Origin of the sequence: Chitinophaga pendula (assembly GCF_020386615.1) — a bacterium.
Lineage (GTDB): Bacteria > Bacteroidota > Bacteroidia > Chitinophagales > Chitinophagaceae > Chitinophaga > Chitinophaga pendula.
On record NZ_CP077769.1, the window covers coordinates 344966 to 359397 of the forward strand.

Below are 14432 nucleotides of genomic sequence, written 5' to 3' on the forward strand. Positions count from 1 at the left end.
CAAACCCCGGATACTACCTGAAAAACTTGTTTTGCGTTTGTTTACTCTGCGTGCACATTATCATCTTGTTGCTGGATGAATAGAAGTGTTTCATAACTGTAAATCCCATCATCTTGTATCAGGCCCAGCCGGGATCTGCTAACTACCTCTTTTTTAAGACTTATTGCTTAACTGATAACTGATTTTAAGTAATTAGTTGATATTTTAATTTATTAAACCTATGCATGTGTCTTCAGATTTTACCCGAAGCAACGCGGATGCCATTGCGTTATTTTTTGACTACCAGGAGCGAATAGTCAATTTAATTGCTTCCCAACCCCTCACGCCACATACTGCAGATTTACTTCGCGCTATTTTAGATACCGGTGAAAGAGTATTTACACTATATCTAAAGGCCAATGAATTATTAAGGGAACAATTGCTACAACAAACTGATAAAAGTACAGGTGTCCTTATTTCAGCTACAACTGGAGAAATTTCCTCACATAACAAATCGGAATCCAGTACCCCTCCAGTTTTTCCAGTTATACAATCCTGGTTACAGTCGCGTATTGCAGCGTTGCTAGGTATAGATGCAGAACTGATTACTACAGATGCAGATTGGGAGAGCGATCTGGGCCTGGACTCAATACGTTTGGCTACTATATGGCGACAACTGTGTGAAAACTTTCCTCAGTATCAGCTACGACATGATGCAATTTATAATAACCGTACCATCGCACAATTAGTGGCGTACCTGGAAGAAATACCAGCAACCACTGAGAACGGAAAAGAAGCGCCGGATGCTGGTATAACCGTAGCCAGCGGGATAACAACAGATGCCGAAAAATGGCTGATCAATACACTGTCAGTGATGACAGGTGTACCCGCAACGATCATTACGGCCGATACCTTACTGGAGTCGGAACTCGGTATGGACTCTCTGCGGTTAGTAGAGCTACAGCTGCAATTTGAACGGCAATTTCCGGCTATAAAGAAAGGAAAGGAACGGATATTTCATTTCAGCACAGTAAAAGAATTGGTGGAGCAGCTACCAGCGATACCTATTCCGGCGATACCGGAAAAAATGATGAAGATAGATGATGGTATACCTAAGCTGTCGCAGCATAGTAGCAATGGTATTGTAAAGGAAGAACCGGTAATACGTTCACTCTTACACGCGGGCATCCAGCAGATCAATGTTGCCGGAGGATTACCCGCAGAGGAGATATTATTGGTCGGAGATAAGTCCCGTACACAAATGTGGGGACAATATCTACGGCAAGTCACCCGTGTAAAGATGCTGGTAACTGGCAGGAAAAAATGGAAATATAACAGCAAAGAATACACTATGGATAATGAAGGAAGTGCACTCTCTTTATTATCTGATTTGGAGCCTGGCCGGTCCCCGCTCATTATTTTCCTGGCTAACACATCCGCTGGAAAGAAGACAAAAATGCATAGCTCCGGTATTACCTTACTAAAATTTGCCCAGCTGTTGGACAAAGGATCATTGCCGGAACAAAGCGAATTGAACATCAGTATCGTGATAGAAGGGAATGAACGCCTTTCACAGATAGCTGCGAGGGGTGTTGCCAAAACACTGTCGAAAGAATGGATACATAGCTCCGTTCGCACAGTAGACATGCAGTCCGCTATTACACATTGGTCTCCGGCGGAGCTACTACAGCTGCTGCAATACGCCCCGGTATCCCATGATCTGGTATTACACAACGCCGGTCTATACAAGACACTGAATAAAGCGGTGACAACTGATGAGGCAGTCAGCCGGCAGGAGCTGCTAAGCAGGACAATAGGGCCCGGTCAGGTGATCTTATTACTGGGAGGCGCGTGCGGAATAACGGCTGCTTTGACAAGAGCACTATCTGTCACCTACCCCTGCCATTTTGTATGTGTCGGAAGAACAGCCTTACCCTCAGAAGATCCCCTCCCGGGAGAAGATGCAGCTGCATTAACGATACAAGAGCTGCTACAACGGATGGGCACCAGCGAAACAGATATCTCTCATCTGCAAAAACGCCTGAAACTGTTACGCAGACAACAGGCCATTTTTAGAACTCGTCAGGCCGTAATTGCCAACGGAGCGAAATTTCACTATCTGCAGGCAGATACTTCTTCACAGGCAGATATGAAGAAAATACTGACATACTGCAAGCGATTAGGACCTTTGGCTGGTGTCGTACATGGTACAGGTTTTTTCCAAGATGCCAGGATACCCCACAAAACCACTGCCGATTTCAAAACTGTGTTTAATGCGAAGGTGTCGACGGCCAGGCACCTGTATAAACAGCTACAGACATTTCCAGATTTACAGTTTGTATGTTTCATGAGCAGCATTGCAGCAGTATATGGCAACGCCGGACAAGCTGATTATGTCGCTGCTAATGATTGGCTGAATGAACTGGCTTCGCAATGGAATAAAGAAGTAACCTATCCGGTAAAATCCCTATTATGGGGAATATGGTCGGAAACAGGCTTTGCCAGGGACAAACAGGGTGGACTTCGAATGTTGACAGAACACGGGGTCCAGGGGATCAGCAATCAGGCAGGTGCGGCCGCGTTCTTACGCGAACTGTATAGTGGTACAAAAGAGGCTGCCAATATCTTGTTGACTACTCCTTCCTGTCAGGAATTCCTGGCTGCCGCTCCGGCTGCTGCCTTGTGCAGCAATTGACCTCTCTGGCAGCACATCCTTTACACATTCACACTCCGATATCAATGTTTACAGATCCTATAGTTATTACAGCCATGGAAGGTATATTTCCTGGTGCTGCTGATATAGCTGCCTTTTGGGAACTTATCCTGCAGGCCAAACAATTGGAACCTGCCTCACTTCGTGCAATGTGGGAAAAAGACCCCGCACTTTATCTGCCAGATCATGGACAGGATAGTAAAGATGTCTTCCTTGATAGCGCATTTCTGGTAGATGAACATCCGCTATTTGCATATAATGATCCCAATCGGCAGGAGAAAGCGGGGCGTTATATTTGTGAACTGCTGCAACACCAGATACCGGTAGCGGCAAGGGCACAAACAGGTTTGGTGTTAGGTGCGCAATGGCCACCTAATAGCTATCTGGAACAGGATAGTAGTGATCACTTACAACAATACGGAGTAACATCAGTATATAGGCGATCTCCTGTCTATAGTATTGATGAACAGGCAGCTTTTATCGGTGCCGGATTGGGAGGTCCTCATATATCCGTTGATGTGGCGTGCGCCTCTTCCCTGTATGCCATTGCCCAGGCAATGGCCATGCTGCAGAGTGGACAGGTGACCCATGCCGTGGTGATAGGACTGAATATGTCTATATCGTTGCCTGTTTTCTCCATATTTTCTCATCTAGGTGCATTGGACAAAAGAGGACACGTCCGCAGTTATATGCAGGACGCAGGTGGTACATTCCTGGGAGAATCAGTAGCAGGCATTGTCATGGAGCGTGAGCAGACAGCTGTAGCCCGTAAAGCGAATATACTGGGGAGGATCTGCGGACTAGGACTTTCATCTGATGGCGCAGAACGTTCTGTATTTACGCCAGGGCCTAAAGGTCAACAGTTGATGTTTGAACGGGCCTATCAGCATATTGATGGGGCCCCCGACTATCTGGAGGGCCATGGTACCGGTACACTTGCTGGTGATAAAGCTGAATTGGAAGCTATGCGCCATTTCTTCGGCCCACGATTGCCAGCCGGAAAACAAATACGACTGGGCAGTATTAAAAGCCTGGTTGGCCATACGCTGGCAGCAGCAGGTATGGTAGCTGTTATTAAAGCATTACTTATCATCCAGCACCGGCAATTACCTCCGCACCTGGCGGGTACACTTCATCCATTGCTAAATGAAGGTTGTCTGTCATTGAGGGAAGAAAGTACAGCAATAGCAGGATCTCAACCGGCAGTACGGGTCGGTATCTCGGCGATGGGTATCGGAGGAGGGAATGCACATCTGGTATTGGAGACGGCCGTCTCTTCACCTGCCGGAAGTCACTCATTGCCTGATCGCTTCACTTTTGCATTACAGGATATGGCATGGCAATACGGAAATGTTGGCGATCACCAAATGCCTGCCATACCGGATCGACGTCAGCAGTTCCCGGATACGCTCGATATTGCAACAAAAGGATTACGTTCCGGACCCAATTTTTTGAAGAACATCTCCGCCTTTCAATTGCTGGCTTTAGATAAAGCACATCAGCTGTTTGATAGGCATCCGGTATTGGCAAATGCTGACAACACGGCTATGCTTATACATACCAACGATGGTAACCATAAATTTCTGCAGCTAAACCAACGTGCATCGCTGTTGTACGATCAGCATCAGATAATGCCCATAGCAGACAGACAAAAACTGGCTACAGAAACGTTGCCGCCAATTGATAATGATGTCATTGTATCCGCATTGCCTTCTATGTGTGCAGGTTATCCAGCCTGGCATATGAATACACGTGGCGGTTATATGACAAGTTCCGGTGCCATGAAAACGTTTTATTCCAGTTTGCTGAATGGCCTTTTATTATCCCGCTACCAAAAGGGCCAACTGCTGGCCGGAGCCGGCGTGTACGATGATCATCGCTATGCAGACGAATATGTTTGCTGGTTTTTGTTTGACACAAATGACAGATTATATTCCGCATCGACTATATTGCTGCACTATTTTCCGCATCAATCACCTGATATAGCCGTCCGGAAAATGAACTGGCCCGCCCACCAGGTATCTATATCTTCTGATGCATTGCCTACCGACTTGCTACACTTTGCCTATGGTGATGACCAGTACCTGGCCATCCCTCTGGCCGATGGTACCTTGTTACTTGAACAGCAGCATGCAATGAAACCGCTTTCCATATCTAAACCCCAGCGTCCTATGTCCATCCATTTTAATCAGAGAAAGCCGGTCTCTGTTAACTCGCTTCCGGCTCGCCATTCCCTCTTGCAGGAGATATTGCTTGCAGAAAAGATGGTGACAGCACAGTTTAAACGCCTGCAACAAAAGGTACAGTCATTGTTAATCCGACCTGCAAGCGACAATACAGCGACAAATGCAGACCCGGTAATCAGTAGCGTATCCCTGAAAGAGCAACGTGCCACCGCTATACTGCAGGTAAATGAAGAACATCCTTATTTTTTTGACCACCCATTAGATCATGTCCCGGGTATCTTATTGCTCGAAGGCACGAGTCAATTAATCGACCAGCAACTACAACAATATCCGCCGGATACCGGCGCGGTAGGCTCACATTATATCAACCGCCTCGATATGCGGTTTACACGTTTGTGTCATTGCAACCGTCCTGCAGAGATTGTAATACGCCCTCAGGCCGGCCGTGCCTATGAAGGCAGGATATGGCAGGATGAGAAAGTAGTGGCAACAATCAATATGGAGTGCAGTGCTGCAGCTGATACGCCCCTGCAATCAGCTATACAACCCGTGTACAATACACCGCCCGCGCATTGGTTACACAAACATCGGGAAGAAAATATATTGGTAAGTGAACTTATACCTTTACCCGGTAATAGCTGGTCTTGCTACGTGAAGCCACCGGCCGCTACACATTTTTTTAATGATGGACATCCCCGGTGGTATAGTCCATGCTTTGTACTCGAGGTATGCCGGCAATTTTTTATGTTGCTTTCCCATCAGCAATATGACATTCCTGTAACACAGCCGATGTATTTGCTGGATATCAACTTCCAGCTGGAACAACCACTATACAGAGAGCAGGTAATAGAACTGAGACATACTTTAGTTACAGACCGTAATGCAGGAAATATATCACATCTACAGGCAGATATCTATGTCAATGATCAACGTATAGGACAGTTTAGTACGCACTCGCTCATATTGGAAAAACAATCTGCTATCCTTTAACATATCATCACTTTGTTCAACACCCTTAATCATTAAAAATGAAAAAGATCTTTGCTGCAATGCCGCTAATACTCACTATTATTGGCGGTGGCCTCATACTATTCTTTGCGGGACGTCTGATCTGGCAATTGCCCGATATTCCCCGTCAGGTTATCGCAGGAGCTACCTTGTTATTATATTTCTATTGGCTACGTTGGGAAAGCCATATTTCAGTAGGCGAACTCAAAAAGAGTACAGAGCATAAGGACTATCACACCATGGAACTGGCAGCAGTTGCAAAACTTACCACGTTAGGCGCTGCTTTCCTGGGGGGGACAGTCGTACATCTTTACCTCGCGCTGCCTGGTATCGCTGTAATGTGGTGGGGGATACGCCTGCGGCAATATGCAGTTATCGCATTGGGTAATCAATACAGTCATCGTTTACGCATCCCCGAACAGGGTATTATAGAAGAAGGCCCCTACAACAGTATACGCCATCCGGCTTATTTAGGCACTTTCATCGCTCATATAGGATTTGTAATGGTCTATTTCAATAAATGGTCTGTATTGTCAGTATTTATCCTTTGGGGAGCAGCAGTACTGATCCGCACAATACTGGAAGACCGCATGTTGATGGAGCTACCCGAATATCGCTTATACGCACAGCGTGTGAAATATAAACTCTTTCGCTCCATTTGGTAAGTTATCCCGTATATCACCACTGGTATGTTAACCACTTATAAACACGATCACTATGCAAACCTTCCGTAATCAGATCCCTCGTATTCTTTCATTATCCTTCATTACCGTTGTTATCGGCATTACCATCTATAAGGTAAGAGTATTGGAAACGGTCGCATCACCACTTATTCCCTTTTTACTGCTTTTTATCGGTAGTTATCTATTGTGGATACTACTGGAATTTAAAACTGCCAAGTCTGAAACACAAAAAGGTACCCGCACAGCTGATTTTGGCACCTGTGAAGTATACGCACTCGGTCGCATGCTGACATTGTTGTCGGGCCTGCTTTTCTACGATGAATGGTCAGAATTGACACCCCGACACATTATTGCGTTCGCACTGTTCATTGCCGGTTTTAGTTTTCGTTTATATGCTATTCATACATTAGGACGATACTATTCTCATATCGTCAGAAAGGTGGAAGGCCATCGTATCATTTCAAGTGGCCCTTATCGCTTACTACGCCACCCGGCCTATACCGGGATGATATTGGCGAATCTCGGCGTAACCTTGTTCTTCCTTAACCCGATAACCGTTTGTATCTACGCAGGGGTACTGATCCCGGCTATCATTATACGCATCCGCATTGAAGAACGTACCCTTTATGAGATCGATGGCTATGAAAACTACGCCAGGCATCGCAAACGTATTATTCCCTTTATCTGGTAACTATGAATATCGTATTAACAGGCGGAAGCGGATTTGTCGGTAGTGCATTACTCAGACAGGCAGCAAACCATGGCGGAATAAGCATGAAGGTATTGGTCCGTCAACCACTGACTATATCTTATCCTTTTGTAGAAGAAGTAAAAGGAGATCTTTTTCATATACCATCCCATTTATGGTTCGACGAACCCTATGTGCTGGTGCATTATGCAACCAAGCAGGTGGATAAGGATGGAAGCGGATTTGAATATAATAATGTACGTGGTACCAGACAACTGTTGGCCAGCATGCAGGGCAACTGTATCGGAGCTATCTACGGCAGCTCCATGTCCGTATATGGCGATGGCATACAGTATATGGTCAAAGATAGCTGCCCATTGCGTCCCGAAACCCCATTGGCAAAAAGCCGGGCTGCGGCAGAACAACTTATTCACGAAGCAATGAAAGAAAAAGCGCGCCATAGCTTCACCCTTCGTCCTAGGTTTATTATAGGTGAAGGAGATCGGTATACAATGAAGGTAATGATGCAGCTGGCGAATAATGGCATTCAGATTAACCATGGAAAACAACGGTTTAACCTGATAGATGTTGAGGACTATGCCCGTATTATTTTGTCACTGTGCGGGCATATAAAAAGCGGAAATGTAGAATTGCAACAACGGCCTTTACATATCGGTTATCAGCAACCGATCAGCTATAACGAATGGATGCGAACTATCGCTATAGTTACACAGTGTGATTGGCCCCGTAAACGTTGGTATGCACCGGCCGCACTGATCCGTTTATTACATTATTTCCCATTCGGCCGTATTCCACAATTTGTTACCAAAGCGGGTTTACTAGGATTGGAACATTCAGCGGATACAAAACCATTGTATGACCTCGCAAGTGCTGTTATCAGGAAGACCGCAATTACTGCAGTACACGATGCCTGTCGTGCAATTTATACCCTAAAAAAAGAATATAATGAAACACATAATCAGTATCAATGATCTGCCAACGAATGCAGAAACCGGTAGTAAATTCTCCAGGCAGGCAGTAATGGCAAAACGCGACATTCAGGTGCCTCCCTTTTTCTGCATCAGTAAAGCAGTGTATACAGCCTGTACAGCAGCTATACGTAGCTCGATCCGGTATATTACAGATCGTATCGACTTCCGGCAACAGGCATCCATTATATCGGCATCCGAAGCGATAGGTCTGCTATTTGACGAACTGACCATACCTGAAAAGGAAGCACAGCAGATATACGAAGCCTTTGACCGTATGCATGGAAAGGACGCAATGGTATCTGTACGTGCCTCTACAGTAAGCGACCGTGCCGGCCAAAGCGAGGACTCAGCTACCAACGCATTTGCAGGAATGAGTAGCTCCTTCCTCTATGTAAAACGCGAACATTTGCTAGATAAGGTTAAACTGTGCTGGGTATCAGGATTTTCAACAGAATCATTGATCTACAGGCATGCCCAGAGCTTCGACGTAATGGACTTTGCAGTGGCAGTAGGTGTACAACGTATGATCTTCGGACAACGCTCCTTCGTAATGTTTAGCTGCCATCCGGAGACAGCTGCCAAAGATGTGCTGATAGCCGGCGCTCATGGTATAGGAGAGGGTGTAGTACAAGAAGCTGTACCGATAGATCATTACCATATAAGACAAATGGACCAGGTGATCACTTCGCATGTCGTAAATAAAACAGAACAGCTAACCTTTGACGCGGAACAAGGATATGGTGTGAAGAGAATACCTGTACCGTTCGCATTTCGTGAGCAGCCGGTATTTTCAGATGAGGTTCTGTTGGAATTAGCAACGCTTGCCCGCCGGATAGAAGGCATTTTTGCTGCACCGCAGGACATAGAAGGTACCATAGATGAACAAGGGCAGATATGGATATTGCAATCCCGGCCGATCGTATTTAACTACGACCGCCAACTGATCTGGACGAACGCCAATGTCACAGAAAGTTTTCCTGGCGTAACAACAGCATTGACCTACAGTTTTTCAAAATACTTTTACCGGGTCATATTTTTTGATGCCTATTTGCGTATAGGCGTACCATACAAGCGTATACACGACAATTTTGAAATGCTGGATAGAATGATAGGATTTCTAAAGGGCCGCGTGTATTATTGTTTAACACATTTTTACTTGCTGCACCGGCAAACTCCTATGTTCCCGCTATTGGCCAAAGACTGGGAAAAGATGATGGGATTCAGTGCATCTTACCATACACGTGGAGATGGGCTATCTGCATGGGGCCGTAAGATAAAAACAAAGCTAACCTACTATATTGTGCTGTTCCGCAATCTGCTGCAGGTCGTTAATCACCAGCGGAATATGCTTAAGTTCCACCATTGGTGGGAAAAGTTGATCAGTCCCTTGAGAGGAAAAGATTTCCGGCTAACCGATCCGCTGGAGCAAGCACAATTGTTCCATCGTGTCTGGAAAGAGGTAGGGGAGCAATGGGGAATCACCCTGATGAATGATACCTACCTGCCTATTCTTAATGGAATAGTTAACCGGGCTTTTGATAAGGCCGGGTTGACCACTCGCTATCCTGGCTTACTAAGCGAATTACTATGTGGGGGTGGCCGCCTTCGTAGCGTTGATATCATGCTTTCTGCGGTGGCACTGGGAGAGTATATACGAAATAATAAAGCGCTGGCCGCTCATTTCAACGCTGTACAGGATGCACATACCCTTTGGGGAGAGATCGAGCGGGAAGAACTGGATGGAGAATTCTGTCGTCGTTTTAAACACCATTTGCATTATAACGGAGATCGTGGCCTGCAGGAGTTAAAAGTAGAACAACCATCGCTGCGGGATACACCCTGGGAGCTAGTGAAGATCGTGAAACAATATGCGGTACAACAGGTATCAGAGGCGACTGTCCGGGCCACCGAACAGCAGACCCGCGACCAGGCGGTAGCGGTATTAAAAAACGCTTTGAAAGGTAAACCCGTCCGTTATCACTACTTATTGCTGATTACAGGATGGTTGCGGGGACTAATCAGGAATAGAGAAAATTCCAGGTATTGCCGCTCGGAACTGTTCGGCTTCAGCAAAAATATCTTCAACGCCTTGGGCCATTATTTTGTAAAGGAGGGTATCCTGCGTAGTGCTGACGATGTGTATCACCTGGCAAAAGATGAGATATTCGGCTATATTGATGGCACCGGTTATACGGAAGACTTGCAATCGCTGGCGGATATACGCAGAAAGGAATTTACGGCTAATACACAGTGTCAGACACCGGAACAGATCACCACGATGGGACCTGTACGCCAGAACAGTCTCGCGAAAGAAGTCAGAGAACAACAAGGTGGCAGTAATGAACTCAAAGGACTACCCTCCGCTGCAGGCCGGGTCACGGGGATCGCCAGGGTAATAACACACCCTACCACGGTAGAACAGATACATCAGCATGAAATATTGATTGCAAGAGAAACCGATCCTGGTTGGCTATTCCTGATGATGTCGGCTAGGGGAATCATCGCCGAAAAGGGCTCTATGCTCTCTCATACCGCTATTACTGGGCGGAAATTTAATATTCCTACCATCGTATCCGTAAAAGAAGTGACCACCCGTATCCAGGACGGAGCATTGATAGAGATGGATGGCGCCACCGGCATTATCCGGATACTAAGGGAAAAAGCCATACAAGAAGACTATGATACACTGAAAACCGGACAACGGAGCGCTGTTATATTGCAGGAAGAAGCAACAGTTTAACAGACATGCTGGAAAAATGAAGGGATTATGTAATTTTATATATTAACCGATGTAACCAGTTACATGATCCGATTCAGTACCAAAATAGTCAATGATCACTCCAATTTCGGCTGGAATTATATTAACATTCCTGCCGAAATTGCTCAACAGCTTAACCCTGGTAATAGGCGCGCATTTCGCGCCAGCGGCCATATAGATAGACATCCGGTTCACTGTATCACCTTGCTACCTTTGGGAAACGGAGATTTTATGATCCCTTTAAACAATGCGATCCGTAAAGGCACCGGCAGAAAGTCTTTAGGCGCTACCCTGCAACTATCCTTAACTTTAGATGCTGAACCGGTCGCCGTTTATTCCGCAGAATTAATGCAATGCCTGGATGATGAGCCGGAGGCACTACGCTTTTTTGAATCCTTATCCTGGTCGAACCGTAACTTTTTTGGTAAATGGATAGAAGAGGCTAAAACAGCGCCTACCAAAGCAAATCGCATCGCCCAGACAATAGAAGCATTATCAAGAAAACAGAATTTCAACCAAATGGTGGTAGCCAGGCATGAACGGCGCCGGCGTGATCAGTAGAACTATCCTTTTCATGATGTGTGTTTCAGACAACGGAAACCTATCCAATGTTATCTGATCTTATCTACGTTAACTAATTATAATATTGAGTAAAATATGAAATCCCTTTCCCACAACTATTTCAGTCGACTGCTGCTATTCCAGCAAAAGTCATATGCCCCGGTTATACACCTTTTGTTCGCCATTTTTTGGTTTACCGCTTTGAAAACGGCTACATTGCTGGTAGTTAACAAACCTATCAGTAGCATATGGCTATGGCAGGATATGCTGGTCATACTGAGTATGTACCTCACCTTATTCCACCTGCGCATAGCAGATGAGATAAAGGACTACGATTACGATAAGGTACATAACCCGGATCGCCCCTTAGTGCAACGACTGGTCAGCCCACGGGACCTTGGTAGCTACATGATCGTATTGGCAGTAATAACCGCCAGCATCAACTTATATTTGCAACAGATGTTAGGGTTGATCATCCTGGCCGATTTCGTATATGGATACTTGCTGATATTTATAGAGAAAAGATGGCCTAAACTGGCTGATAACATTTATATCAACCTGCTCATTACCTATCCGGTAAATATCCTGTTGAGCGTTTACATTACCTTTTATACATATCAGCAGTACCAGATCAACTGGCGTGATACCTATTGGTTCTCAGTAGGTGGATTTGCGCTGGGTTTTCTGTTCTATGAATTTGCCAGGAAGACCCGTTGGCCGGAATTGGCCAAAGAAAGTGCCCGTATTTACTCACGGGAACTTGGAGGAGTAGCCACCGCCATGCTCACCCTTTTATTTGGACTGCTCGCCCCCGTTGTTGTTATGATAGGTGTTATCAGTAGCCGCTCTTTCCATCCCTTGTTACTGCTAATGTATGTCTGCTGGATACCGGCCATATATGGCGTTTCCCAGTTTCTGCGCCAACGGAATGGAGAACCCATCAAACATGGGCTCTGGTACCTGGGATTGTTCTATGGCAGCCTCATCGTATTACAATGCCTCTTACTCTGAGGTAACTATTTTACTGAATGTAACCAGGCTACATTTTGCTCGGCAACATTCGGCTGGCCAATTATATCACGGTATAATGCTGGTCTTCTGGCTTTTCTGTAACGGAAACCTCCTGCTTTGATAAGTTTATCGGCCGTAATAGTAGCAATAGCAATGTCATTATCCAGCAATCTGCATTCCGCTACAATATCCCCGAATGGATCCAGTATCATCGAGCAACCATTTTTGAGCTGATCATCATCCATACCGATAGGATTGGAAAAGACAGCATAGATAGCATTGTCATATGCACGTGCCGGCAACCATTTCATCAACCAAGCCCTGCCTTTAAGACCCTCAAATTCCTGCCGGAGTGAAGTGGGATCATTCTCCCGGTTATACCATAATGCAGGATCTACAAAGCCGGCTCCCGGCCTGGTTGAGGGCGTACACATGGTTACATGTGGCATGAAAATGATATCTGCGCCAAGAAGGGCAGTGGCTCTGACATTTTCAATGATATTATTATCGTAACAGATCAGGATACCACATTTCCAGCCATATAAATCAAAAACAACGTAGGCATCTCCAGGTGTAAGATGTGGATTAATAAAAGGATGCAGCTTACGGTACTTAGCGACTAACCCACCTTTGTCCACTGCGATGTAGGCTTTATAAAGCCGTTCCTCACTGTCTTTTTCAAAAAGCCCGGCCAGGATCGTCATATTATAGGTAGCTGCAATAGCTGTTAACTGCCTGATACTGTCACCCTCCGGAATGTATTCTGCCAGGTCGGATAGCTGCTGTCTGGATAAATGCCTGGCAAACGTATACCCCGTTACCGAACATTCATGAAAGGCTATTATATTTGCCCCTTGAGCTGCAGCTCGAGCAGTCAGATCAGCAATGACAGACAGGTTGTACTGTTTGTCGCCACTGCGGTTTTCAAATTGGGCCGTTGCAATCCTGATATTGTCCATAGTAACTCGTTTTTATGACAAAATTACCTGGCAGTATTTAAGGGAAATTGTAAAAACGCGACAAGGTAACTCCTATGCGCAACCTGCTTGTAATTGTACGAAGTTGACGGCCAGCGGCAGCGTATTAAAAAGATATTGCCGGGGAGTAATACCGACCATGCTCCTGAACTCCCGGATGAAATGTGATTGATCAAAGTAACCACATTCATATGCAATGCCGGTAATATTCTCTTTTGCAGATCTGTTACGTAATAAACGGAGGGAATGCTGCAGGCGAATAATATTGGTAAAGTGTTTGGGGGTAATACCCACTTTCTCTCTGAATAATCTCTCCAGGGATCGCTTATTGATACCCAACTGTTGACTTAGCTCTTCTACGGCTATATGCCCATGGTGAGCATATATAGTGGTGATCCCTCGTTGGATCATATGTTCTTGTCCGATATCGCCGGTAAGTTTATAGCGTAGAAAATCCTCTATAAATGCGATCTTTTGATAAGCAGTTGTAGCTGTCAGTACCTTCTCCTCCAGTACGGTGGCGTCCTGCCCCCAGATATCACGTGTATCCACCCATTTACCTGACAACTCATAAGCAGGCATTCGTAATAGTGAATGCACGCCATAGGGCTGGAAAACAACAATAAGCAGCCCTATACCGCCGTTGGCAGTAAGGTGTCTGAATTGATTGACCTGACCATACAGGAAACTTGTTGGTTGGGTAATAGTTGCGTTGTCCGAAATTTCCTGGTCAAAAGGAACGCCGAAATGGAAGGCCATTCCCGTATTCCCGTCAGGGAAAAAACAATGCCGGGCATGACTGTGCCCGCTCTCCAGCAGCAGAAAATGTTTGACCACATGGGCCAGATCAGGAGATGGCAATAGTTGCATAGTATA

10 protein-coding genes are annotated in these 14432 nt (G+C 45.6%); 8 read left to right on the plus strand and 2 right to left on the minus strand.

Going from position 1 to position 14432, the window contains the following annotated elements; all coding sequences use genetic code 11:
* The first annotated feature begins 220 nt into the window (after positions 1-220).
* The 8 genes from KTO58_RS01355 to KTO58_RS01390 all read left to right on the plus strand — a co-directional run bounded on the left by KTO58_RS01355 (position 221) and on the right by KTO58_RS01390 (position 12579).
* The gene (locus tag KTO58_RS01355) at positions 221-2674 is read left to right on the plus strand and encodes an SDR family NAD(P)-dependent oxidoreductase (RefSeq protein ID WP_095841103.1); all 2454 of its coding nucleotides are present in this window, start codon (positions 221-223) and stop codon (positions 2672-2674) included.
* A 44-nt stretch (positions 2675-2718) separates the two neighbouring features.
* Positions 2719-5868 carry a polyketide synthase family protein gene (locus KTO58_RS01360; RefSeq protein WP_095841102.1) on the plus strand — a complete coding sequence of 1050 codons (3150 nt, stop codon included), beginning with the start codon at positions 2719-2721 and terminating at the stop codon, positions 5866-5868.
* A gap of 38 nt (positions 5869-5906) precedes the next feature.
* Positions 5907-6551: a methyltransferase family protein gene (locus KTO58_RS01365; protein WP_095841101.1), complete on the plus strand. Its 645-nt coding sequence runs from the start codon at positions 5907-5909 to the stop codon at positions 6549-6551.
* A gap of 52 nt (positions 6552-6603) precedes the next feature.
* Entirely contained in the window at positions 6604-7260 is a 657-nt protein-coding gene (locus tag KTO58_RS01370; protein ID WP_095841100.1) for a methyltransferase family protein, read from the plus strand.
* 2 nt (positions 7261-7262) lie between these two features.
* On the plus strand, positions 7263-8249 hold the full coding sequence (locus tag KTO58_RS01375) for an NAD-dependent epimerase/dehydratase family protein (protein WP_095841099.1): 987 nt from the start codon (positions 7263-7265) through the stop codon (positions 8247-8249).
* Positions 8224-10989, plus strand: a complete 2766-nt coding sequence (locus tag KTO58_RS01380) for a PEP/pyruvate-binding domain-containing protein (RefSeq protein ID WP_095841098.1) — start codon at positions 8224-8226, stop codon at positions 10987-10989. Before KTO58_RS01375 ends, KTO58_RS01380 begins: the two co-directional genes overlap by 26 nt.
* Positions 10990-11052: 63 nt before the next feature.
* On the plus strand, positions 11053-11568 hold the full coding sequence (locus KTO58_RS01385) for a YdeI/OmpD-associated family protein (protein ID WP_225860006.1): 516 nt from the start codon (positions 11053-11055) through the stop codon (positions 11566-11568).
* A 96-nt stretch (positions 11569-11664) separates the two neighbouring features.
* Entirely contained in the window at positions 11665-12579 is a 915-nt protein-coding gene (locus KTO58_RS01390) for a UbiA prenyltransferase family protein (protein WP_225860007.1), read from the plus strand.
* Between the two features lie 5 nt (positions 12580-12584).
* On the opposite strand, the gene KTO58_RS01395 is transcribed toward KTO58_RS01390, so the two are convergent.
* Together KTO58_RS01395 and KTO58_RS01400 are read right to left on the minus strand one after the other, a co-directional pair.
* The gene (locus KTO58_RS01395; protein WP_095841095.1) at positions 12585-13538 is read right to left on the minus strand and encodes a nitrilase family protein; all 954 of its coding nucleotides are present in this window, start codon (positions 13536-13538) and stop codon (positions 12585-12587) included.
* A 72-nt stretch (positions 13539-13610) separates the two neighbouring features.
* On the minus strand, positions 13611-14426 hold the full coding sequence (locus KTO58_RS01400) for a helix-turn-helix transcriptional regulator (RefSeq protein ID WP_157753280.1): 816 nt from the start codon (positions 14424-14426) through the stop codon (positions 13611-13613).
* Positions 14427-14432 lie beyond the last annotated feature (6 nt).